This is a genomic window from Albimonas pacifica, from assembly GCF_900113695.1.
In the GTDB taxonomy this organism is placed as follows: Bacteria; Pseudomonadota; Alphaproteobacteria; order Rhodobacterales; family Rhodobacteraceae; genus Albimonas; species Albimonas pacifica.
In genome coordinates this window covers 66,012-87,870 of record NZ_FOQH01000011.1, presented here as the reverse complement: position 1 = coordinate 87,870, position 21,859 = coordinate 66,012, and the positions used below count along the sequence as shown (strand labels likewise).

The 21,859-nt window shown below is 74.4% G+C and carries 18 protein-coding genes; 2 read left to right on the top strand and 16 right to left on the bottom strand.

Features of this window, described 5'->3' with window-relative positions; translation table 11 throughout:
• Positions 1-49: 49 nt before the first annotated feature.
• The 13 genes from rpsA to BM064_RS21840 all read right to left on the bottom strand — a co-directional run bounded on the left by rpsA (position 50) and on the right by BM064_RS21840 (position 14,873).
• On the bottom strand, positions 50-1,729 hold the full coding sequence (rpsA, locus tag BM064_RS21905) for a 30S ribosomal protein S1 (RefSeq protein ID WP_092863972.1): 1,680 nt from the start codon (positions 1,727-1,729) through the stop codon (positions 50-52).
• A gap of 138 nt (positions 1,730-1,867) precedes the next feature.
• Positions 1,868-2,512 carry a (d)CMP kinase gene (cmk, locus tag BM064_RS21900; protein ID WP_092863969.1) on the bottom strand — a complete coding sequence of 215 codons (645 nt, stop codon included), beginning with the start codon at positions 2,510-2,512 and terminating at the stop codon, positions 1,868-1,870.
• Positions 2,509-2,919 (bottom strand): GFA family protein, encoded by a 411-nt coding sequence (locus tag BM064_RS27645; RefSeq protein WP_177236366.1) that lies wholly within the window; start codon positions 2,917-2,919, stop codon positions 2,509-2,511. The genes cmk and BM064_RS27645 overlap by 4 nt, the downstream gene beginning before the upstream one ends.
• Entirely contained in the window at positions 2,916-3,380 is a 465-nt protein-coding gene (locus BM064_RS21890; RefSeq protein ID WP_092863965.1) for a GFA family protein, read from the bottom strand. The genes BM064_RS27645 and BM064_RS21890 overlap by 4 nt, the downstream gene beginning before the upstream one ends.
• The gene (gene aroA, locus BM064_RS21885; RefSeq protein WP_092863962.1) at positions 3,377-4,732 is read right to left on the bottom strand and encodes a 3-phosphoshikimate 1-carboxyvinyltransferase; all 1,356 of its coding nucleotides are present in this window, start codon (positions 4,730-4,732) and stop codon (positions 3,377-3,379) included. The genes BM064_RS21890 and aroA overlap by 4 nt, the downstream gene beginning before the upstream one ends.
• Before the next feature lie 317 nt (positions 4,733-5,049).
• Complete coding sequence (trmB, locus tag BM064_RS21880) at positions 5,050-5,784, bottom strand: tRNA (guanosine(46)-N7)-methyltransferase TrmB (RefSeq protein ID WP_092863959.1); 735 nt, start codon at positions 5,782-5,784, stop codon at positions 5,050-5,052.
• Between the two features lie 269 nt (positions 5,785-6,053).
• Positions 6,054-6,644 (bottom strand): GFA family protein, encoded by a 591-nt coding sequence (locus BM064_RS21870; RefSeq protein WP_245779246.1) that lies wholly within the window; start codon positions 6,642-6,644, stop codon positions 6,054-6,056.
• Between the two features lie 496 nt (positions 6,645-7,140).
• On the bottom strand, positions 7,141-8,307 hold the full coding sequence (gene metK, locus BM064_RS21865) for a methionine adenosyltransferase (protein WP_092863953.1): 1,167 nt from the start codon (positions 8,305-8,307) through the stop codon (positions 7,141-7,143).
• A gap of 136 nt (positions 8,308-8,443) precedes the next feature.
• Positions 8,444-10,201 carry an apolipoprotein N-acyltransferase gene (gene lnt, locus BM064_RS21860; RefSeq protein WP_092863950.1) on the bottom strand — a complete coding sequence of 586 codons (1,758 nt, stop codon included), beginning with the start codon at positions 10,199-10,201 and terminating at the stop codon, positions 8,444-8,446.
• Entirely contained in the window at positions 10,198-11,190 is a 993-nt protein-coding gene (locus BM064_RS21855) for a hemolysin family protein (RefSeq protein WP_092863947.1), read from the bottom strand. Before BM064_RS21855 ends, lnt begins: the two co-directional genes overlap by 4 nt.
• On the bottom strand, positions 11,180-11,881 hold the full coding sequence (gene ybeY, locus BM064_RS21850) for an rRNA maturation RNase YbeY (protein ID WP_092863944.1): 702 nt from the start codon (positions 11,879-11,881) through the stop codon (positions 11,180-11,182). The genes BM064_RS21855 and ybeY overlap by 11 nt, the downstream gene beginning before the upstream one ends.
• Positions 11,865-13,007 carry a PhoH family protein gene (locus BM064_RS21845; RefSeq protein ID WP_143103426.1) on the bottom strand — a complete coding sequence of 381 codons (1,143 nt, stop codon included), beginning with the start codon at positions 13,005-13,007 and terminating at the stop codon, positions 11,865-11,867. Before BM064_RS21845 ends, ybeY begins: the two co-directional genes overlap by 17 nt.
• Positions 13,008-13,247: 240 nt before the next feature.
• The gene (locus BM064_RS21840) at positions 13,248-14,873 is read right to left on the bottom strand and encodes a Na/Pi cotransporter family protein (protein WP_245779245.1); all 1,626 of its coding nucleotides are present in this window, start codon (positions 14,871-14,873) and stop codon (positions 13,248-13,250) included.
• A gap of 186 nt (positions 14,874-15,059) precedes the next feature.
• Between BM064_RS21840 and BM064_RS28170 the strand changes: the two genes are divergently transcribed.
• Positions 15,060-16,367, top strand: a complete 1,308-nt coding sequence (locus tag BM064_RS28170) for a M10 family metallopeptidase (protein ID WP_092863938.1) — start codon at positions 15,060-15,062, stop codon at positions 16,365-16,367.
• 61 nt (positions 16,368-16,428) lie between these two features.
• Here BM064_RS28170 and BM064_RS21830 read toward each other — a convergent pair whose 3' ends face one another.
• The 3 genes from BM064_RS21830 to ahcY form a co-directional block, all read right to left on the bottom strand.
• A complete protein-coding gene (locus tag BM064_RS21830; protein ID WP_092863935.1) occupies positions 16,429-18,543 on the bottom strand; it encodes a 3-hydroxyacyl-CoA dehydrogenase NAD-binding domain-containing protein in 2,115 nt (704 codons plus the stop codon).
• Between the two features lie 257 nt (positions 18,544-18,800).
• Positions 18,801-19,217, bottom strand: coding sequence for a DUF7282 domain-containing protein (locus tag BM064_RS21825; protein WP_425426188.1), 417 nt, complete (start codon positions 19,215-19,217; stop codon positions 18,801-18,803).
• A gap of 217 nt (positions 19,218-19,434) precedes the next feature.
• The gene (gene ahcY / locus BM064_RS21820; RefSeq protein WP_092863929.1) at positions 19,435-20,826 is read right to left on the bottom strand and encodes an adenosylhomocysteinase; all 1,392 of its coding nucleotides are present in this window, start codon (positions 20,824-20,826) and stop codon (positions 19,435-19,437) included.
• Positions 20,827-21,232: 406 nt separating this feature from the next.
• Here ahcY and BM064_RS21815 point away from each other — a divergent pair, with 406 nt between their 5' ends.
• On the top strand, positions 21,233-21,859 hold the full coding sequence (locus BM064_RS21815) for an HD domain-containing protein (RefSeq protein WP_092863926.1): 627 nt from the start codon (positions 21,233-21,235) through the stop codon (positions 21,857-21,859).

The window sequence follows — 21,859 nt, the reverse complement described above, 5'->3', positions numbered from 1 at the left end:
CCATGTGCGGCGGACCGCCCGCGGGGCCGGGGCCCCGCGGGGGCGAGGATCAATCCTCGCGGGTCTTCAGGGCGGCGCCCAGGATGTCGCCCAGCGAGGCGCCCGAGTCCGACGAGCCGAACTGCTCGACCGCCTCGCGCTCCTCGGCGATCTCGCGCGCCTTGATCGACAGGCCCAGACGGCGGGCGTTCTTGTCGATGTTGGTCACGCGGGCGTCGACCTTGTCGCCGACGTTGAAGCGCTCGGGGCGCTGGTCGCCGCGGTCGCGGGCGAGGTCCGAGCGGCGGATGAAGGCCTTCATGCCCTCATACTCCACCTCGATGCCGCCGTCCTCGATCTTGGTGACCGTGACGGTGACGATCTCGCCGCGCTTCACGCCGCCGGCCGTCGTGGTGAACGAGTCCTCGGAGAGCTGCTTGACGCCCAGCGAGATCCGCTCCTTCTCGATGTCCACATCGAGAACCACGGCCTGGACGATGTCGCCCTTCTGGTACTCCGCCAGGGCCTGCTCGCCGGGACGGTCCCAATCCAGATCGGACAGGTGGACCATGCCGTCGATGTCGCCCTCGAGGCCGATGAACAGACCGAACTCGGTGATGTTCTTGACCTCGCCCTCGACATGGGTGCCGGCGGGGAAGTTCTCGGCGAACAGCTCCCACGGGTTGCGCAGGCACTGCTTGAGGCCCAGCGACACGCGGCGCTTCACCGGATCGACGTCCAGCACCATCACCTCGACCTCCTGGGAGGTGGAGACGATCTTGCCCGGATGGACGTTCTTCTTGGTCCAGGACATCTCGGAGACGTGCACCAGACCCTCGACGCCCGGCTCCAGCTCGACGAACGCGCCGTAGTCGGTGATGTTGGTCACGCGGCCCATCAGCTTCATGCCGGCGGGATACTTGACCTCGACGCCCTCCCACGGATCGGCCTGAAGCTGCTTCATGCCGAGCGAGATGCGGTGCGTCTCCTTGTTGATCTTGACCACCTGGACCTTCACGGTCTCGCCGATGTTCACGATCTCGGAGGGGTGGTTGACCCGGCGCCACGCCATGTCGGTGACGTGCAGCAGGCCGTCGACGCCGCCCAAGTCCACGAACGCGCCGTAGTCGGTGATGTTCTTCACCACGCCGTCGACGGTGTCGCCCTCGGTCAGGCGGGCCACCACTTCGGCGCGCTGCTCGGCGCGGCTCTCTTCGAGAACGGCGCGGCGCGACACGACGATGTTGCCGCGGCGGCGGTCCATCTTGAGGATCTGGAAGGGCTGGGGCACGCCCATCAGCGGGGTGATGTCGCGCACGGGGCGCACATCGACCTGCGACCCGGGCAGGAACGCCACGGCGCCGCGGAGGTCGACGGTGAAGCCGCCCTTGACGCGGCCGAAGATCTGGCCTTCGACGCGGGCGTCCTTCTGGGAGGCGGCGGACTCGAGACGGTCCCAGGCTTCCTCGCGGCGGGCCTTGTCGCGCGACAGGACGGCTTCGCCCTTGGCGTTCTCGACGCGGTCCAGATAGACCTCGACCTCGTCGCCGACGCCGATCTCTTTCTCGCCGGGACGCTGGAATTCCTTGATCTCGACGCGGCCTTCCATCTTGAAGCCGATGTCGATCAGCGCCTGGCCGTTGTCGATCGCGAGCACCTTGCCGCGGACGACGCTGCCCTCATCGGGCATGTGGAGCTCGAAGCTCTCTGCGAGCAGGGCCTCGAAGTCTTCCATGGTGGCATTAGCCATGTGCAGTCATTCTCCGTTTCGTGCGTATTCGGGCCAGCCGGTTGGATCCGGCGGTCTTGCGTTAACCTCAGGCGGGCGGAGCGCTGGAACCGTAGCGCAAACGCAAAGGCCCGGGGGGCGTGCCCCAGGCCTGCTCGATCAGCCTTCGCGTTTTCTTGTTATCAGCGCCGCCGCTTCGGCGATGGCCGCGTCTATAGTCAATTCCGTCGTGTCCAGCAAGAGGGCGTCGTCCGCCGGCTTCAGCGGCGCGTCGGTGCGCTGGGCGTCGCGGGCGTCGCGCCGCGCGAGGTCGCCGGCCACTTCCTCGAGCGTGATCGCGGGGTTGGACTTCGCCAGCTCCGCATGCCGGCGCCGGGCGCGCACCGCGTCCGAGGCGGTCACGAACAGCTTCACGTCCGCGTCCGGGCAGATCACCGTGCCGATGTCGCGCCCGTCGAGCACCGCGCCCGAGGGCTGGGCGGCGAAGGCGCGCTGGAAATCGAGCAGCGCCTGGCGGACCTCGGGGATCGCGGCGACGACCGAGGCCGCCTCGCCGACCGGGCCGGTGCGCAGGCCGTCGGCGGTCAGGTCCTCGGGGCGCAGGGCGCGGGCGGCGGCGATGGCGACGGGGGCGTCTATGGTCCCATGGCCGTCGCGCAGCGCCTTCAGCCCGGTCGCGCGGTAGAGCAGCCCGGTGTCGAGATGCGCGAACCCGTAGCGCGCGGCCAGCGCGCGCGAGATCGTGCCCTTGCCGGCGGCGGCGGGGCCGTCGATGGCGACGACGAAGCGCTTGGGGAAGGTCATCGGCCCGCGACCTCGCCCGGCGCGATCCGCTCGAAGCGCGGCAGGCCGTCGGGCGGGATCGCGTCCCAGTCGGCGGCGGAGGCGGTGAACTCGTGGGCGGAGAGGCGCAGGCCGGTGGGCATGTCGGCGGTTCCCATCCAGATTTCCAGGCGGTCCCAGTCCGTGGCGGTCCAGAACAGGTTCCCGCCGCAGGTTCTGCAGAAGCCGCGGCGGCCTTCGGCGGAGGAGGCGTACCAGCGCAGCGTGGTCTCCTCGATCGTCACCGCCCCGGCCGGGAAGGTGGCGCAGGCGACGTGATTGCCGGTGGTGCGCCGGCAGTCCTCGCAATAGCAGGCGACGACGGGGACGGGGTCGCTCTCGACCCGCCAGCGCACGCCGCCGCAGAGGCATCCGCCCGTCAGGATCACGACACGCCCCCGTCCGGCCAGACCCAGCCCTCGGGCTCGTCGCCCTCGAAGGCGGGCAGGGCGGGGTCGAGGTCGAAGTAGTCGCCCTTGCCCGCCACGTGGATATGCCCCGCCAGCCGCAGGCCCGAGGGCATGTCCAGCGTGCCGGCCATGATCGCCACGTGGGGCCCTTCGTCGGGCGACCAGAACAGGTTCCCCCCGCAGGTCCCGCAGAAGCCGCGGCGCGCGCCCGGCGACGAGCGGTACCAGGTCAGCGTCCCCGCGCTCTCCAGCACCAGGTGCTCCGACAGGCAGGCGGTGGCCGCGACGTGGTGGCCGGAGGTGCGCCGGCACATCTCGCAATGGCAGCCGACGACCGGGCGCAGGGGCCCGGTCACCCGGTAGCGCACGCCCCCGCAGAGGCAGCCGCCGGTGGCGCGGGTCCCGGGCGTCGCCGGGGGCGTGGGCTGCGCCGCGCTCATGCGGGCGCCATCTCGCCGATCTCGGCGCCCAGCCGCGCCATCAGCGGGCGGAAGTCGGGGAAGGAGGTCGCGATCGGCCCGCCGTCGTCGACCGAGACCGGCCGCCGGGAGGCGAGCCCGCCCACCAGGAACGACATGGCGATGCGGTGGTCGAGATGGGTGGCGACTGTGCCGCCGCCGGGCATCCCGCCGGCGCCCAGCCCGTGCACGGTCAGGCTGTCCTCGGTCTCCTCGACCTGCACGCCGCAGGCTTCCAGACCGCGGGCGACGGCGTCGATCCGGTCGCTCTCCTTCACCCGCAGTTCGCCGATGCCGCGCATCACGGTCTTGCCCTCGGCGAAGGCGGCGGCGACGGCGAGCACCGGGTATTCGTCGATCATCGAGGGCGCGCGCTCGGGCGGCACCTCGACGCCCCGGAGGGCCGAGAAGCGGGCGACGACGTCGGCGGTCGGCTCGCCGCCCTCCTCGCGGGCGTTCTCGAGCGCGAGGTCGGCGCCCATCTCCTGCAGCGTGGCGATCAGGCCGGTGCGGGTGGGGTTCATGGCGATGCCGGGCAGGCGGACCTCGGAGCCCTCGACGATCAGCGCCGCGCATATCGGGAAGGCGGCAGAGGACGGGTCGCGCGGGACCGCCAGGGTCCGGCCGGTCAGCTCCGGCTGGCCGGTCAGCAGGATGCGGCGGCCGCCCTCGGGCAGGGCCTCGCTCTCCAGGGTCGCGCCGAAGCCCGCGAGCATCCGCTCGGTATGGTCGCGGGTCGCCTCGGGCTCGATCACCTCGGTGATCCCGGGGGCGTTGAGGCCGGCGAGCAGCACCGCCGACTTCACCTGCGCCGAGGCCATCGGCAGGCGGTAGGAGACGGGGACCGGGTCGGCGGCGCCGGTCAGCACCAGCGGCAGGCGCCCGCCGCGGCGGCCGCGCGATTCGGCGCCGAAGAGCGCGAGCGGCTCGGTGATCCGCCCCATCGGCCGCTTGCGCAGCGAGGCGTCGCCCGTGAAGCAGGCCGAGATCGCGGTGGTGGCCATCGCCCCCATGATCAGCCGCACGCCGGTGCCGGAGTTGCCGCAGTCGATGACGTCCTCGGGTTCGGCGAAGCCGCCGACGCCGACGCCGCGGACGGACCAGGCGCCCTCTCCCGTCCGCTCGACCTGCGCGCCGAAGGCGGCCATGGCCCGGGCGGTGTCGAGCACGTCCTGCCCCTCGAGCAGGCCGGCGATCCGGGTCTCGCCCAGCGACAGCGCGCCGAAGATCAGGGCGCGGTGGGAGACGGACTTGTCGCCGGGGATCACGGCCTCGCCGCGCAGGGGCCCGCGGGCGCGGGCGGTCAGGGGGATGGGCTGGCCGTGGGCGGACATGGGCGGGCTCCGGTCTGGGTCGCGGAACGCCTAGACGATCCCGACGGCTCCGTCCACCGGCCGGGCCGCCCGCGCGCCTCCCGCGCGGGCGGCGGGGGCGCCGCGTCGGCCCGCGCGCCCGCGGCCGGCGTCAGGCCCGCGGCGCCTTCCGGCGTCGCGCCGGGGGCCCGGTCGCCGATGGCGCAGGTCGTGCCACGCGCTGCGCGCGCGCCGGGCGCAGGTCGTTCGGCGCGCCGCGGACCTGCCGCTCGCCGGAGGCGGGGCGGTCGCCGCGGCGCTTCCGGCGCCCGCGCGGGTCGCGCGCGGGTCGGATCGCGTCAGAGGCGGCGGAAGCGGAGGTAGTGGGGCGTGCGCCCCTCGCGCACGGCCTTGGCCTCGTAGCGGGTGCGCGACCAGCCCTCCCAGGGCTCGCGCCAGTCGGCGGGGCGCTCGGCCAGCCAGTCGAAGGCCGGGTGGGCGCGCACCTGCGCCAGGGAGTGGCGCACGTAGTCCTCGATGTCGGTCGCGACCCGCAGCTCGGCCCCCGGCGCCATCACCCGGGCCAGCGCGTCCAGACCCTCGGGGTTGATGAAGCGCCGCTTGTGGTGGCGCGCCTTGGGCCAGGGGTCGGGGTAGAGCACGAAGGCCCGCGCGATCGAGCCCGCGGGCAGCACGTCCATCAGGTCGCGCGCGTCGCCGGGATGGATGCGCACGTTCGACAGCCCGCGCCGGGCGAGGTCGGCCACGCACATCGCCACCCCGTTGACGAAGGGCTCGCAGCCGAGCAGGCCGAGGCCGGGGTCGGCCTCCGCCTGGGCCAGCATGTGCTCGCCGCCGCCGAAGCCGACCTCCAGCCACACCGGGCGGGGCGCGCCGGGCGGGTCGCCGAAGAGCGCGGCGAGGTCGATGGGCTCGCGGTCCGGGTTCTCGTCCCAGCCGACGCGTGGCGGGCGCAGCGGCTGGAGGGTGGTCTCCAGGTGCTCGGCCTGGCCCTGGCGCAGCTTCTTGCCGTGCCGTCGGCCGTGGAAGTTGCGCCAGGGGGCGCCGTCCTCGCGGATGGGTGTCTCGGTCATGGCGCGCGATCTAGCGAGGTCGATCGCGGCTGTCGACCCTTTCGCACAGGTCCCGCAGGATCTGCGCGCGCGTCGCCCGCCGGCGGAAGGCGGCCTCGGCCGGCGCCGCCCCCGCCGCGACGACGCCTAGCGCCAGCGGCCGGCGCCAGGGATCCGGCCCGGCCAGCATCACCCAGAGCCCTGGGGGCGCCACGGCGAAGAAGATCGCGAACCGCGCGAGATGCGGCCGCCACGTCCCGGCGCCGCGGCCCGGCGGGCGGCCCATCGGCTCAGGCCCCGCCGCCGGGCCGCGCGCCCTGCGCGGCGAAGGCGGCGACGAGGCGGGGGAAGGCCTCGGGCTCGGGGAAGCGGTCGTGGGCGTGGGGGGCGGGCGTGCGGGCCCAGGGCAGGGCCTCGGCCCGCATGGTCTCGAGGAAGGGGACCACCCAGGCCGCGTCGTCCAGCATCGTGGCGCGCAGGTTGACGATCCCGCCCAGCGCGGCGATGCGGGTGAAGACCCAGGAGCCGCAGCAGGGGCAGAGCCGGTGGTCGATGGCCGAGGGCGGCAGGCCGGGACCGCCCGCCCCGGCCTCGGCCCGGCCGGCTGGGCCCGCGCAGCCGAGCTCCAGCGCGCCCCCCAGCCCCCCGCGCCGGGTCTCGCCCGCGACGATCTCCAGCCCGTCCTCCGGCAGCATCAGGCTCAGCGAGAAGGCCGAGCCGGTCATCCGCTGGCAGCCGCGGCAATGGCAGGCGGCGGAGAGCAGCGGCGGGGCGAGCACCCGCAGCCGCAGCGCCCCGCAGCGGCAGCCGCCCTCCCAGGGCAGGGCCCAGCCGGCGGCTTCGGTCTCGCTGGGGTCGGCGTCGGGCATGGCGTCGGGCATGGCGTCGGGCTCCGGGGGCTGGGCGTCGGGGGGGCACTGTGCCCCGAGCGCCGCGACGGCGCCAGCGCAGGCGCGCCCGCGCGGCGCCCGCCCGGCCGAAGGCCGGCGCCGCCCGCAGGGCGGCCCGGTCGCCGGCGGAGGCGCCCGGGCGCCGCGTCGACCCGCGCGCCCGGGGCCGCCCGCGCGCCCGCGGCGCGTCGGACGACCTGCGCCCGGGGCGGCCGTCGCCCCGCGCGCAGCGCCGGGACGCGCCGCGGGCGGATCCTCGGCCGCGGGCGGGACCGTCGACGCGGCGCCCGGCGGCGGCCGGGCGGCCGGGGGCGGGCGTCTCGCGCCCCCCCGCCCGGCGGTCTCCGCCGCCCGCGGCGCGGGTCGTCCGCCTTCCGGGGGGACGCGAGACGCCCGCCCGGCCCCCTGCAAAGGAAAGCGCCGCCCCCGGGGGAGCGGCGCGGTCCTGTCGGCCGGGGGAGGGCGCGCCCGCCCCCCGGGCGGCGCCTCAGACGGCGGCCTTGATGGCGTCGGCGAGGTCGGTGGCCTCCCACGAGAAGCCGCCGTCCGCCTCGGGGGCCCGGCCGAAATGACCGTAGGCGGCGGTGCGCTCGTAGATCGGCTTGTTGAGCTGCAGCTTCTCGCGGATGCCGCGGGGCGAGAGATCCATCACCGCGTTCACCGCCTTCTCGATCGCCTCCTCGGCGACCTCGCCGGTGTCGAGCGTGTTGGCGTAAATCGACAGCGGCTGGCTGACGCCGATGGCGTAGCTGAGCTGGATCACGCATTTCTTGGCGAGACCCGCGGCCACCACGTTCTTGGCCAGATACCGCGCCGCATAGGCCGCCGAGCGGTCGACCTTGGTCGGGTCCTTGCCCGAGAAGGCGCCGCCGCCGTGGGGCGCGGCCCCGCCGTAGGTGTCGACGATGATCTTGCGCCCCGTGAGGCCCGCGTCGCCGTCGGGCCCGCCGATCACGAACTTGCCAGTGGGGTTCACGTGCCAGACGCAGTCCTCGGCGATCCAGCCGTCGGGGATCTCGCCGCGGATGATCGGCTCCACCCGCTCGCGCACCTCGGCCGAGCTCAGGTCGGGGTCGAGATGCTGGGTCGAGAGCACGATCGAGGTGATCGCGGCCGGCATCCCGTTCTCGTAGCGCAGGGTCAGCTGCGCCTTGGCGTCGGGACCCAGCCAGGTCTCGCCGCCCCACTTGCGCACCTCGGCCAGCTTCTTGAGGATGGCGTGGCTGTAGTGGATCGGCGCCGGCATCAGCGCGTCGGTCTCGTCGGTGGCGTAGCCGAACATGATGCCCTGGTCGCCCGCGCCCTCGTCCTTGGCGCCGGCGGCGTCCACGCCCTGGGCGATGTCGGCCGACTGGGCGTGCAGGTAATTCTGCACCTTCATCGTCTTCCAGTGGAAGCCGTCCTGCTCGTAGCCGATGTCCCTGACCACGCCGCGGGCGATCTCCTCGACCGAGTCGATGACCGACTGCGGCCCGCGCACCTCGCCGCCGATGATCACGCGGTCGGTGGTGGCGAAGGTCTCGCAGGCGACGCGGCTGTAGGGATCGGCCGTCAGGAACGCATCCAGCACCGCATCCGAGATCCGGTCGCAGACCTTGTCCGGATGACCCTCGGACACGGATTCCGAGGTGAAGAGGTAGTTGTTCCGGGCCAAGCGCGCGCTCCCTTGAACAAGGGCCGCGCGCAGGGAGCGCGCGCGGCGATTTTCCGACGTGAACGGGGGAACCTCTAAGCAGCCCGGCTCCGCGCGGTCAAGGCGAGCGCCGGGCGGACGGTCCGTCAATCGGGGATCAGGACCCGGTTCCGCGGCCGTCCGCGCGCAGACGCCGCAGCCCGGAGGCGCCGGCGGGGGCCGCGAGCGCCAGCAGGGCGAGCGTCATCCACGGCCAGTCGCCGGTGCGCGAATAGAGCGTCGGGGCCAGCGCGATCGGCAGTCGGGCCTGCACCGCGCCCGCCTCGAGCAGGCCCAGCCGCTCCACCGTCCGCCCCCAGGGATCGATCATCGCCGAGATCCCGGTGTTGGCTGCGCGCGCCAGGGGCAGGCCCTGCTCGATGGCGCGCATCCGGGCCTGGTGGAAATGCTGCCAGGGCCCGGCCGAGGCGCCGAACCAGGCGTCGTTGGTGACCTGAACCAGCCAGCGGGGCCGCTCGTCGGGACCCGCGGCCGGCATCTCGTGGGGGAAGATCGTCTCGTAGCAGATCTGCGGGCTCAGGGCGGGCAGGCCGGGCAGGTCCATGCGCGCGGGCCCGTCGCCGGGCGCGAAGCCGCCGCTCTCGCCCACCAGGGGCCCGAGGCCGAGGCCCGTCATCAGCCCGTGCAGGGGCAGGTATTCGCCGAAGGGCACCAGGTGGCGCTTGTCGTAGGCGGCGAGGATCGCCCCGTCGGGCCCGACCGCCTCCATCGCGTTGCGCCAGCCGGGGCGGCCGTCGGGCCCGGGCACGATCCGGCGCACGCCCAGCAGCGTGACCGCGCCGCGGGCGGAGGCGGCGATCGCCTCGCGCACGGCGGGCTCGCGCTCCAGGATCCAGGGGATCGCGGTCTCGGGCCAGATCACCACGTCGGGCGCGGGCCGGCCCGGCTCTGGGACCGAGAGCGCGCGCAGCCGCGCGAAGATGCGGGGCATCTCGTCGGGGTCCCACTTGGCGCGCTGGGCGGCGTTGGGCTGGACCAGGCGCACCACGGGCGCGCTCTCGGGCGCGGGGTCGGCGGGGGCGCCGGCGAGCCGCCAGCCGCTCCAGCCGAAGCCGAGCGCGAGCGCGAGCAGCAGCGCCGCCGCGCCGGCGGCGAAATCCGGCCGGAGGCCGGCCCGGCCCAGGGCCGCCGAAAGGCGGTTCCGCGGCGTCGGCAGGGCCTCGCCCCCCGGCCGCAGCCAGGGCGAGGCCAGCGCCGCCGCGAACGCCAGCGCCAGCAGCCCCAGCGTGTGGGGGCCGAAAACGGAAAGGGTCTGCGCCAGCGCGGTCTGGGCGAAGGCATAGGCGGGCAGGGCCCAGGGGAAGCCGGTCAGCAGATGGGCGCGGGCGAATTCGGCCAGCGCCCAGGCGCCGGCCAGCGCCAGCGCGGCCGGCACGCCCTGCGCCCCGAAGCGCTCGACCAGGCGGCGCGCGCCCCAGAAGGCCAGCGCCCAGAACAGGCCCAGCCCCGCGGCGAGCCCCGTCACCGCGAAGGGCGCCATCCAGCCGTGGCGGGCGACGTCGACCAGGAAGGCCTCGGCGATCCAGTAGAGCCCGGTGAGGAAGAAGGCGCCTCCCGCGGCCCAGCCGATGCGGAAGGCTTCGCGCCGCTGGCCGCGCGCAAGCGCCAGCCAGGCCAGCGCCGGAACGCAGAGGACCGCCAGCGGCCAGAGGCCCAGCGGCGGCTGCGCCAGCGTCAGGCCCGCGCCGCAGGCCGCCGCCAGGGCCAGGCGCCCGCGCCGGCTTCCGGCGCGGCGGCCGAGCCAGCCGCGCAGCGCGCGGCCCAGGCGAAGGGGCAGGGCGGGGCGCGGGGTTCCGCCCGCGCGTCCGCGCCCGGACGCGGCGCGCCGGCGTCCGGGCTGGGCCGGGCCGCTCATTCCGCGGCCCGCGCCTCCGCCGGGGCGGCGCGCGAGGCGGGGGCGGGCGAGAAGGCCTCGGCCGCGGCCTCGTCCTCCTCGCTCGCCTCGCCGATCCGCTTCAGGCGCACCCGCAGCCGCTTGATGCGGCGGGGATCGGCGTCGAGCACCTCGAACTCGTGCCCGTCGGGGTGCAGGATCACCTCGCCCCGCTCGGGCACCCGGTCGGCGAGCATGAAGACGAGGCCGCCGAGCGTGTCGACGTCCTCGTCGAGGTCGTCGGCCAGCAGGTCGACGCCGGCCTCGCCCTCGAACTCCGGGATCTCGAGGCGGGCGGCGCAGATGTAGACGCCCTCCGCCTCCTTGCGGAACGAGAAGCTGTCGGCGACGTCGTGCTCGTCCTCGATGTCGCCGACGATGGTCTCCAGCACGTCCTCGATGGTCACCAGACCGTCGACGCCGCCGTATTCGTCGATGACGAGGGCCATGTGCATCCGCCCGCCCTGCATCTTCTGCAGAAGCGCGTCGATCGGCATCGACGGCGGCACGTAGAGCATCGGCCGCAGCAGCGGGCGCAGGTCGAAGTCGTCGTGCACCGCCCCGTTGAAGCCGAAGCGCAGCGCCAGGTCCTTGAGGTGCACGAAGCCCAGCGGGTCGTCCAGCGTCTCGCGGAACACCGGCAGGCGGGTGTGGCGGGTCTTGCGGAAGGAGCTCACCAGCTCCTCGAGCCCGCCGTCCACCTCGACCGCGTCGACGTCGGCGCGCGGCACCATCACGTCGAGCACCTTGAGCTCGCGCAGCCGGCGCACGTTGAGCAGCATCGCCCGCTCGCCCGCGCTGCGCGCTCTCTCCTCGGCATGAGCTTCGGCCGAGGCGTCCTCGTCGGCCGGCTTCCGGCCGAACAATCGCGAGATCAGCGAGCGACTCGAGCCTTCGCCCGCGTCGTCCTGCTCGCCCGCATCCGTGGCCGGGGCTTTCGCCTCCCGGCCGCGTCCTTGATCAGAGTCCATCGCTCCCAGTCCGTTCGGCCGCGGCAGGGCGCCCGGCCTCCTCGAAATCGTCGGCGGACCTGTAGGGGTCCGCCAGCCCGGCCGCAAGCATCGCCTGCGTCTCCAGGCCTTCCATCAACGCCGCGTCCGCTTCCCTGACGTGATCGTAACCCAACAGATGGAGCGTCCCGTGCAAAATCAGATGCAGCGCATGGTCGCGCAGGGGAAGGCCCATCGCCTCGGCTTCCCGCGCGCAGGTCTCGTAGGCGAGCGCGAGGTCGCCCAGGCTCTCGCCCTCGTCCTCCATCGCCGGGAAGCCGGCGAGGTCGGGGGCGGGCTCCGGGTCCGGCGGGGCCAGCGGCCGGGTCCCGTCGGGCAGGCCCGAGGGGCCGGCGCCCAGCTCCCATGCGGGCCATGACAGCACGTTGGTCGGCGTCGGCTTGCCGCGGTGGAATTCGTTCAGCCCCGCGACGGTCGCGTCGTCGGCGAAGAGGAAGCTCACCGCACGCCCGGCGGCCTCGATCCCGGCCGCGGCCAGCGCCATCGCCGCGCCGCGGGCGGCGAGCGATTCCACCCGGTCCTCGCCCCCCAGCGCGTCGGCCCAGGCCTCGGCCTCCAGCGCCAGCTCGACCACCGGCGCGGGCAGGTCCGCGCCGGGAAGCGCCGGGGCCTGCCCGGCGGCCGCGGAGAGAGGGTCAGCCGGGGGAGGCATCGCCCTCCTCCCGCTTGCCGGGAGTCTCCCGGGCGGCCTCGTCCGCCGCCTCCTGCGCCGCGTTGCGCGGCCGGGCGCGGTCGTAGCCGCGGCCCGGGGCGCGGTCGCGTCCCTGCTCGTAGGGCTGCTCGCGGCCCTGCTCGCGGTCGTAGGCCTCGATGATGCGGGCGACCAGCGGGTGACGCACCACGTCCTCGGCGGCGAAGCGCACCAGGCCCACGCCCTTCACGCCCTCCAGCAGGCGGGTCGCCTGGCGCAGGCCGGAATGGACCCCGCGGGGCAGGTCGACCTGGGTCAGGTCGCCGGTGATCGCCATCCGCCCGCCCTCGCCCAGGCGGGTGAGGAACATCTTCATCTGCATCTCGGTGGCGTTCTGCGCCTCGTCCAGCACCACGAAGCAGTTCGAGAGCGTGCGTCCGCGCATGAAGGCCAGCGGCGCGATCTCGATCTTCTTCTCGGCGATGGCCTTCTGCACATGGCCCGGCGGCAGAAGATCGTTCAGCGCGTCGTAGAGCGGCTGCATGTAGGGATCGACCTTCTCCTTCATGTCGCCGGGCAGGAAGCCCAGACGCTCGCCCGCCTCGACGGCGGGACGGCTCAGGAGAATGCGGTCGACCCGGCCCTCGAGCCACATCGACACGCCGACCGCGACCGCGAGGTAGGTCTTGCCGGTGCCCGCGGGGCCGATGCCGAAGACCATCTCGTTGTCGAACAGCGCCTTGACGTAGTCGCGCTGGGTGCGCGTGCGCGGCTCGACGGTCTTCTTGCGGGTGCGGATCTCGAGTCGGCCGCCCGCGAACATCTCGAGCTGGCTCTCGGGCGCGGGCCCGCCGCGTTTCGAGGGCTCCGGCGCCGGCGCCGCGCCGAAGCGCAGGGCGGCGTCGACGTCGCCGGGCTCCACCGGCCGGCCCTGTTCGAGCCGGCGGTAGAGCGCCTGCAACGCGTCGGCGGCGCGGTCGATCGCGTCGGCCTCGCCATGCACGGCCAGGACGTTGCCGCGCCGCAGGATCTGCACGCCCAGCGCGTGCTCCACCTGGGCGAGGTTCCGGTCGAAGCCGCCGCACAGATCGATCAGCAGGCGGTTGTCGGGAAAGTCGAGGAGGGTCTCGGACGGGGCTCCCGACAGTGCGGGGCCGTCGTCGGAGGGGCTCCGGCGACCGGTTTCGGCGGACAGGACGGTCTGCGCCAAGGGCTCTCCATCAGGATGCAAGCCGCGCCCGATCGGGCCGGGCGTGAGACCAGCGTGACCGATGCGAGCGCCTCGGGCAAGACCGAATCCGGCCTGCTTTCGCGGCGTTTCCGGTCGACGGCGCCCGGCCCCGGAACGCCGGGGGGAAATCGCCGCGGCGGGGCGCGCGGGGTCGCCTCAGTCCTCCAGCACGTCGCGCGCGGCCTCGCGCCCGGCCGAGGCGGGCGCGGCGCCTGCGCGCATCGCGCCCAGGTGATGCTCGATGCGATGCAGGTGGTAGACCGTGCGCCGCAGCCAGCGCAGCGCGTCGAGCTGCGCGAGCGCCGCCGCGTCCGCCACCCGCCCCTCGGCCGCGAGCGTCAGGGCGCGGGTGCGGAACCCCTCCTGCCGGCGGTGGATCAGGGCCAGCAGGCGGGCGGCGCCCGCCGGGGCGCCCGCGCCCGCCGCCTGCTCGCGCGCCGCCGCGGCCAGCGCGCGGGCGAGCGTGCGCAGCCGCGCGTCCCCCGACAGCGCCCCGGCCTGCGCGCCTTCGCGCCCCTCGAGCTGGGCGCAGCGGTAGTGCAGACGCCCCAGATGGTCGAGCGCGTGCAGCGCCGCCGCGAGCCGGGGCGCGACCGAGGCCGAGGCCGAGGCCGCGCCCGGGACGATCCCGTCCACGAAGCCGCGCAGCTCGGCGATCGCCTCGCCGAGGGCCGCCGCCTCCGCCGGGGGGCGGGGGCCGGGCTGGGGGTCGAGCCGGTGGGCGAGCCACAGGGACTGGGCCTGCGCGACCGCCTCCAGCGTGCCGGCGGCGGCGTCCATGGCCAGCGCCGGCTCGGCCAGCAGCGCCGGCGACAGGCGCCGCGTCAGGCGGGGGCCGCGGTCGGGGATCAACCATTCCACCAGCCGCGCGAAAGGGCCGGCCACGGGCAGCACCAGCGCCACGCCCAGCACGTTGAAGCCGGTGTGGAAGGCGACGAGGGCCACCTGCGCCTCGCCCGCCGCCGCCATCGGCGCCGCCGCCCGCGCGAAGAGGTCCAGCAGCGCGAAGGCCATCGCCCCGGTCGCGAGGTTGAAGACGACATGCGACAGGCCGGTGCGCCGGCTCGCCACGTCGCGCCCCAGCGTGGCGAGCGCCGCGGTGGCGGTGGTGCCCACGTCCATCCCGATCACCATCGCCGCCGCCTGCTCGAGGCTGATCGCCCCCGCCCCCAGCGCCGCCAGCGCGGTGGCGACGCCGGCGCTGGAGCTCTGCGTGACCACGGTCAGCGCGACGCCGAAGGCCACCAGCTTCAGCCGTCCCGCCAGGTCGTCGCCCGGCAGGTCCGCGGGCGAGAGCAGCGGCTCCAGCCCCGCCATCCCCGCCTGCATCGCGTCGATGCCGATGAACAGCAGCGCGAACCCCGCCGCGACCGAGCCCGCCTGCGCCGCCCGCGCGCCGCCGTAGAGGCGCAGCAGCGCGCCGGCCAGCACCAGCGGCAGGGCGGCCGCGCCGAGCTGCATCTTGAAGCCCAGCAACGCCACGATCCAGCCGGTGGCGGTGGTGCCGACGTTGGCCCCGAAGATCACCCCCAGCGCCTGCGGGAAGGTCAGCAGCCCCGCCCCCACGAACCCCACCGCGGTCACGGTCACGGCCGAGGAGGACTGCAGCACGGCGGTCGCCGCCGCCCCCGTCGCCGCGCCCCCCAGCGGGGTGCGCGTGAACCGCGCCAGCGCCCCGCGCAGCGCCGGCCCCGAGAGCGCGCGCAGGCTCTCGGTCATCCAGCTCATCCCGAGCAGGAACAGGCCCAGCCCGCCGAGCGCCTGAAGCAGGTCCCCTGTCATGGGGCGCATCTTCGCGCCGCCCCCGCGGGGCCGCAAGCGGGCAGGGCGTTGACATCGCGACGCCGCTGCGGCTTCGTGCGCCCCACGCCAGCCTCCGCCGCCAGCCTCCCCCCCTTTCCCGCGCGTCCCGCGGGCCGCGCCCCGCCGCGCCGGCCGCCGGGCGCGATCCGGCTGCCGAGGCGCTCCATGGCGACTGCGAACCCCCTTCTGGCCTCCATCGACGAGGGCGTCGCCCTCGCCGATCCCCACGTGACCGTCTATTTCGCGACGGACGGCGAGCGGATCGACTTCGCGACCGAGGAGGGGGGCTGGTCCCGCTACGCCCGCGCGCAGGCGATGGCGGCGCTCGACGCCTGGGCCGCGGTCTCGGGCCTGAGCTTCGCGCAGGTCTCCGACCCCGCCGAGGCCGACTTCAAGCTGGTGAAGTCCGACGCGGGCGGCGCCTCGCTGGGCTTCATGACCGGGCCGGACCCCGCCTATGGCGAGGCGCAGGGCCTGGGCTGGTTCAACTCCGGCCCCTACTGGAGCGGGGGGCGAGGGGGCCTGCTCTCGCCCGGCAGCTACATGTTCACGATCTTCCTGCACGAGTTCGGCCACGGCCTCGGCCTCGCCCATCCCCACGAGGCGACCGGCGGCTCGACCGCGATGCCCCAGGTCGGCGAGGGGCTGGGCCTCGACCAGGGCGTGTGGACGGTGATGACCTACAACGACGGCTGGCCCGAGGCGCCCGAGGGCCTGCCCGAAAGCCACAAGTGGGGCTGGAACCTCGGCCCCTCCGCGCTCGACATCGCGGTGATCCAGGCGAAATACGGCGTGAACCCCGAGACGGGGGCCGGCGACGACCGCTACCGCCTGCCCGCCGCGAACGAGGCCGGGACCGGCTACCGCGCGATCTGGGACGCGGGCGGCGAGGACCTGATCTTCCACCGCGGCCGCCGCGACGCGGTCATCGACCTGCGCCCGGCCACGCTGGAGCTCGAGGACGGGGGCGCCGGCCGGGTGAGCCGCGCCGAGGGCGTCCACGGCGGCTTCACCCTCGCCCATGGCGTGACCGTCGAGGCCGCCTCCGGCGCGCGCGGCGACGACCGGCTGATCGGGAACGCGGCCGACAACGTCCTGAAGGGCAAGGCCGGCGCCGACCGCCTGTTCGGGGGCGGGGGCGAGGACCGGCTGCTGGGCGGCGGGGGGAACGACCGCCTGTTCGGCGGCGAGGGCGACGACCGGCTGATCGCCGGCCCGGGCCGGGACCGGCTGACGGGGGGCGAGGGCGCCGACGTCTTCGTCCTGCGCCCCGGCGACGGGCGCGCGGCGGTGGCGGACCTCGGCCCCGACGACCGCCTCGACCTGCGCGGCTTCGGCTACGCCGGGGTCGCCGAGGTGCAGGCCGACCTGAAGGCGCGCGACGCCGGGGCGGTGCTGAAGGCCGAGGGGCTGCGGCTGGTCCTCCTCGACCTCGACCCCGACGACCTCGCCCCCGACATGGTCCTGATCTGAGGACCGCGTCCGCCCGCCCCCTCGCCGAGGCCGAGGGCGCAGGCGGCGCGGGGGCCGACGGTCAGCCGGCGGCGGGGGCGTTCAGGTCGGCGAAGCGGCGCCCCTCCGCCACCAGCCGCTCCAGCAGCGGGGCGGGGGCCCAGAAGCCCGGGTCCTCCTGCGCGAGGTCCCGCAGGTCCGCGAGGATCCTGGCCAGCCCCACGGCGTCGGCGTGGTGCATCGGCCCGCCCCGCCAGCGGGGGTGGCCGTAGCCGGCGATGGCGGTCATGTCGACGTCGAGCGGGCGCAGGGCGATGCCCTCCTCGACGACCTTCGCCGCCTCGTTGACCATGGCGGCGATGTAGCGGCGCAGGATCTCCTCGGGCGGGAAGGCGCGGGCGTTGATGCCCAGGCGGCGCCGCTCCGCCTCGATCATCGGCAGGACGCCGGGGTTCGGGGGGCCCGAGCGGCCGCCGCCCGAATAGTCGTAGAAGCCCATGCCGGTCTTCTGACCCAGCCAGCCGTTCTCGTACATCCGGTCGAGGAAGCCCTCGGCGTAGCGCTCGGCCGGGTCGCGCGCCGCGTCCTTGCCGCGCCGGTCGAGCCAGCCGATGTCGAGCCCCGCGAGATCCCCCATCTCGAACGGCCCCATCGGGTAGCCGAAGGACCGCACCGCCGCGTCGATCTCGTAGGGGGAGGCCCCGTCCTCGACCATCATGTCCGCGGCCTTGAGGTAGGCGCCCAGGATCCGGTTGCCGATGAACCCGTCGCAGACGCCCGCGCGCACGGCGATCTTGCCCATGCGTTTCGCCAGCGCGAAGCCGGTGGCGACGACCTCGGGGGCGGTCTTGTCGCCAACCACCACCTCCAGCAGCCGCATGATGTGGGCGGGGGAGAAGAAATGCAGGCCCAGCACGTCCTGCGGGCGCCGCGTGACGGCGGCGATCTCGTTCACGTCGAGATAGGAGGTGTTGGTGGCCAGCACCGCCCCCTCGCGCATCACCGCGTCGAGCTTCGCGAAGACCTCCTTCTTGACGGCCATGGTCTCGAACACCGCCTCGATCACCAGGTCGGCGTCCTTGAGCGCCCCGTAGTCCGCGGCGCCGGTCCAGCGGCTCTCGAGCAGGGCGTCGAGATCGCCCTGGCTCATCCGCCCCTTGGCGACCGAGGAGGCGAAGTTGCGCCGCAGGTTGGCCTCGCCGCGGGCCAGCGCCTCGGCGTCGCGCTCGACCATCACGACGCTGAGACCCGACTGCAGGGCGGCCGCGGCGATGCCCGCGCCCATGGTGCCGCCGCCGACCACGCCGATCGCGGCCAGGGGGCGGGGCGCGGCCTTCGCCTCGGGGATCTTCGCCACCGCCCGCTCGCCGAAGAAGGCGTGGACCATGGCGTCGCGCTGCGGGTCGGCGTGGGACTTGTCGGAGACCTCGGTCTCTCGCTTCAGGCCCTCGGCGATGGGCAGGGTGCAGGCCTCGACCGCCTCGACGCAGTAGAGGACGGCATGCAGGCCGCGGCCCTGCTTCACCGCCCGCTCGCGCCATTGCGCGAAAAGCTCCGGCGTGGCGTCGGGGACCGTCATCTCGCCCGAGCGGCGCACGCCCTTGCCCTCGGCGACGAGGCGGCGGGCGTAGGCGAGGCCGGCGGCGAGCGGGTCTCCGCTGGCGTCGATCTCGTCGACGAGGCCCAGGTCGCGGGCCTCTTCGACGGGGATGTGGCGCCCCGACGTGATCGCCTCCAGCGCCTGCGCTGCGCCCATCAGGCGCGGCGCGCGCTGGGTGCCGCCGGCGGCGGGGATCACGCCCAGGTGGACCTCGGGCAGGCCCACCTTCGAGCCCGCCTGCGCGATGCGCCAGTGGGCGGCGATGGCGACCTCGAGCCCGCCGCCGAGCGCCGTGCCGTGCAGGGTGGCGACGACGGGTTTTCCGGCGGCCTCGATGCGGTCGCAGAGCGCGGAGATCTGGGGGTCCTTCCGCTTCGTGCCGAACTCGGTGATGTCGGCGCCGGCGTGGAAGGTGCGGCCCTCGCAGTGGATCAGGGCGATCTTGGCCTGCGGGTCGGCGTCGAACCGCTCCATGCCCGCGAAGAGGCCGGCGCGCACGTCATTGCCCAGCGCGTTGACGGGCGGGTTGTCGGTGCGGATCACGGCGACGCCGTCGATGAGCTCGTAGGTGACGAAGTCGCTCAGACGCTCGGGCATGGGGGGCTCCTCCTCGCGGGCTCTGCGGCCCTGGCGGGGCGGAGAGTGGCGGGGGGAGCGGGCGGGCGCAAGACCTGCCGGCCGGTCGAGATCCGGCAAGCGGGGCGCGCCGCCGTCTCGGCCGGGAGGGGAGGGGCGGGGCGCCCCGCGGCGGCGGCGCCTGCGGGGCGTCGAGGCGAGACCCCGGCCGACGGGGGGACCGGCCGGGATCTCGCGGGCGCGTCGGCCGAGGGGCCCTGCGGCCCCGGCCGCGAGCCTCACTGGGCGGTGATGACCGTCATCACCAGCTTGCCGTCGGGCTTGATCGGGCCGTCCTCGGCGGCGCCGAGCGTGTATTCGAACTGGCCGGTCGTCATGCCGCCGGCCTCCGAGTGAACCATCAGCATCAGCATCTCGCCCGGCGCCACCGGCTCGGTCAGCAGGGCGGCCACGTCGGCGGTCTCGCCGGCGCGCAGGGGCGCGTGGGCGACCACGGGGCCGGGCTTCATGTCGGCGTCGGTGCGGTGGACGACCAGCCAGCCGTTCTCCGGCGCGCTGACCATCGCGGCCGAGACCACGCCGTTGGCGACGCTCTGGTCCATCGCCTCGATCATCGGGGTGTCGGCGAACGCCGGGGCGGCGATCAGGGTCGCGGCCAGCGCGGCGGCGGGAACGTAGGTGCGGAACATGCTCATCTCCCTTCGGAGCCCGGCGGATCGCCGGGCTTTCAAGGGGGAGAACGCGGGCGGCGACGCCCGCGGATGCACCGATCACGAAAACGTCAGACGGCCCCCGAGACGCGAAAGCCGCGCCCCCGGGGTCCGAGGGCGCGGCTTCGCGAAAGGGGGCCGCCCGATCCCGAGGGCAGGGGGGCGCCGGGATCGGGCGGATCCCGGCGGCTGCGTCCCGCGCTCAGTAGCGGTAGTGCTCGGGCTTGAACGGGCCCTCGGTGGTCACGCCGATGTAGTCGGCCTGCGCGGTCGAGAGCTGGGTCAGCTTCACGCCCAGCTTGTCGAGATGCAGCTTGGCCACCTTCTCGTCGAGGTGCTTGGGCAGCACGTAGACCTTGTTCTCGTACTGGTCGCCCTTGGTCCACAGCTCGATCTGGGCCAGCGTCTGGTTGGTGAAGGACGCCGACATCACGAAGCTGGGGTGGCCGGTGGCGTTGCCCAGGTTCAGCAGCCGGCCCTCCGACAGCAGGATCATGCGGTTGCCCTTGGGCATCTCGATCATGTCCACCTGCGGCTTCACGTTGGTCCACTTCATGTTCTTGAGAGCCGCGACCTGGATCTCGTTGTCGAAGTGGCCGATGTTGCCCACGATCGCCATGTCCTTCATCTCGCGCATGTGCTCGAGACGGATGACGTCCTTGTTGCCGGTGGTGGTGATGAAGATGTCCGCGCGCGAGACGACGTCCTCGAGCTGCACCACCTCGAAGCCGTCCATGGCGGCCTGCAGGGCGCAGATCGGGTCGATCTCGGTGACCATCACGCGCGCGCCGGCGCCGGCGAGCGAGGCCGCCGAGCCCTTGCCCACGTCGCCGTAGCCGCACACCACCGCGACCTTGCCGGCCATCATCACGTCGGTGGCGCGGCGGATGCCGTCGACCAGCGACTCCTTGCAGCCGTACTTGTTGTCGAACTTGGACTTGGTGACCGAGTCGTTGACGTTGATCGCCGGGAAGGGCAGGCGGCCCTTCTCCATCAGCTGGTAGAGGCGATGCACGCCGGTGGTGGTCTCCTCCGACACGCCCTTGATCATGTGGCGCTGTTTGACGAACCAGCCGGGGCTCTCCTTCATGCGCTTCCTGATCTGCGCGAAGAGGGCCTCCTCCTCCTCCGACTGGGGGGTCTCGATCAGGCCGGTCTCGCCTTCCTCGACGCGGGCGCCGAGCAGGATGTAGAGCGTCGCGTCGCCGCCGTCGTCGAGGATCATGTTGCAGCCCCCCTCGGGGAACTGGAAGATCTTGTCGGCGTAGTCCCAGTATTCCTCCAGCGTCTCGCCCTTGATGGCGAAGACGGGGATGCCGGCCTTGGCGATGGCGGCCGCGGCATGGTCCTGGGTCGAGAAGATGTTGCACGAGGCCCAGCGGATGTCCGCGCCCAGCGCGGCCAGCGTCTCGATCAGCACCGCCGTCTGGATGGTCATGTGCAGCGAGCCCGCGATGCGCGCGCCCTTCAGGGGCTTCTGCTCCCCGAACTCCTCGCGCAGGGCCATCAGGCCGGGCATCTCGGTCTCGGCGATGTCGAGCTCGATGCGGCCGAACTCGGCCAGGCTGATGTCCTTGACGATATAGTCGGTCATGCGTGTCTCCTGCGCGAGGATCGGCGCGGCCGGAGGGGGCGCTGCGCCGGGAGGTGTGCGTGTGCTGTGGGGATCGTTACCAGCGCCGACGCTGCATCGCAACGAAATGGCTCGGCGTATTGTCGACGCAGCGGCGCCGGAGATGCCCGGCAGGCGTGAACATCCGGTTGAGACGCGGCGTGTGCGGCGCGGCCGCGACGCGGCCCCGAAGCGCCCCGCCGCGTCCCCGTCCGCGCGGCCTCCCCGCCGGTCCCGGCGCGCCGCCCCGGCCCCGCGCAGCCGGCGGCGGCGGAGGGGGCGGCCCGGCCCGGTGGCGCGGACCTGCCGCGGCGACCCCCTCGACGGGCGGGCCCGGGCGCTCTAAGCCTCCGCCCCGACGCCCTCTCGCCGCCGCTTCGGAGGACCCATGTCCGGCACGCCGCCCCGCGCCTGGCAACGCATGCTGTCGGGCCGCCGGCTCGACCTGCTCGATCCCTCGCCCATGGACGTGGAGATCGAGGACATCGCCCATGGCCTCGCCTTCGTCGCCCGCTGGAACGGGCAGACGCTGGGGGACTGGGCGTTCTCGGTCGCCGAGCACTCGCTGCTGGTCGAGGAGATCTTCTCCCGCCTGACCGCCGCGCCGAAACCCCGCGACCGGCTGCTGGCCCTGCTGCACGACGCGCCCGAATACGTCATCGGCGACATGATCAGCCCGTTCAAGGCGGCGCTGGGCATCGACTACAAGGCCTTCGAGGCGCGGCTGGAGCGGGCCGTGCACGTCCGCTTCGGCCTGCCCTCCGAGACGCCCAGGGGCGTGAAGGCCCAGATCAAGCGCGCCGACCGCGCCTGCGCCTGGTTCGAGGCGACGCAGCTCGCCGGCTTCTCCGCCCAGGAGGCCGATCGCTTCTTCGGGCGGCCCAAGTTCCCCGACGCCGAGGGCTTCCGCCTGACCCCGCTGTCCCCGCGCGAGGCGCGCGAGCGGTTCCTCGAGCGCTTCCACGCGCTGATGTCGGCGATGGAGTCTCGTGACACCGCCCGCGCCGGGCGTTAA

Coding starts and splice junctions, on each gene's coding strand:
- BM064_RS28170 (WP_092863938.1), top strand. CDS start 15,060: ATGGCGACTGCGAACCCCCTTCTGGCCTCCATCGACGAGGGCGTCGCC.
- ybeY (WP_092863944.1), bottom strand. CDS start 11,881: ATGCCTCCCCCGGCTGACCCTCTCTCCGCGGCCGCCGGGCAGGCCCCG.
- BM064_RS21840 (WP_245779245.1), bottom strand. CDS start 14,873: ATGACAGGGGACCTGCTTCAGGCGCTCGGCGGGCTGGGCCTGTTCCTG.
- BM064_RS21825 (WP_425426188.1), bottom strand. CDS start 19,217: ATGAGCATGTTCCGCACCTACGTTCCCGCCGCCGCGCTGGCCGCGACC.
- cmk (WP_092863969.1), bottom strand. CDS start 2,512: ATGACCTTCCCCAAGCGCTTCGTCGTCGCCATCGACGGCCCCGCCGCC.
- BM064_RS21870 (WP_245779246.1), bottom strand. CDS start 6,644: ATGCCCGACGCCATGCCCGACGCCGACCCCAGCGAGACCGAAGCCGCC.
- BM064_RS21890 (WP_092863965.1), bottom strand. CDS start 3,380: ATGAGCGCGGCGCAGCCCACGCCCCCGGCGACGCCCGGGACCCGCGCC.
- trmB (WP_092863959.1), bottom strand. CDS start 5,784: ATGACCGAGACACCCATCCGCGAGGACGGCGCCCCCTGGCGCAACTTC.
- BM064_RS21855 (WP_092863947.1), bottom strand. CDS start 11,190: ATGGACTCTGATCAAGGACGCGGCCGGGAGGCGAAAGCCCCGGCCACG.
- rpsA (WP_092863972.1), bottom strand. CDS start 1,729: ATGGCTAATGCCACCATGGAAGACTTCGAGGCCCTGCTCGCAGAGAGC.
- BM064_RS21815 (WP_092863926.1), top strand. CDS start 21,233: ATGTCCGGCACGCCGCCCCGCGCCTGGCAACGCATGCTGTCGGGCCGC.
- BM064_RS21830 (WP_092863935.1), bottom strand. CDS start 18,543: ATGCCCGAGCGTCTGAGCGACTTCGTCACCTACGAGCTCATCGACGGC.
- ahcY (WP_092863929.1), bottom strand. CDS start 20,826: ATGACCGACTATATCGTCAAGGACATCAGCCTGGCCGAGTTCGGCCGC.
- lnt (WP_092863950.1), bottom strand. CDS start 10,201: ATGAGCGGCCCGGCCCAGCCCGGACGCCGGCGCGCCGCGTCCGGGCGC.
- aroA (WP_092863962.1), bottom strand. CDS start 4,732: ATGTCCGCCCACGGCCAGCCCATCCCCCTGACCGCCCGCGCCCGCGGG.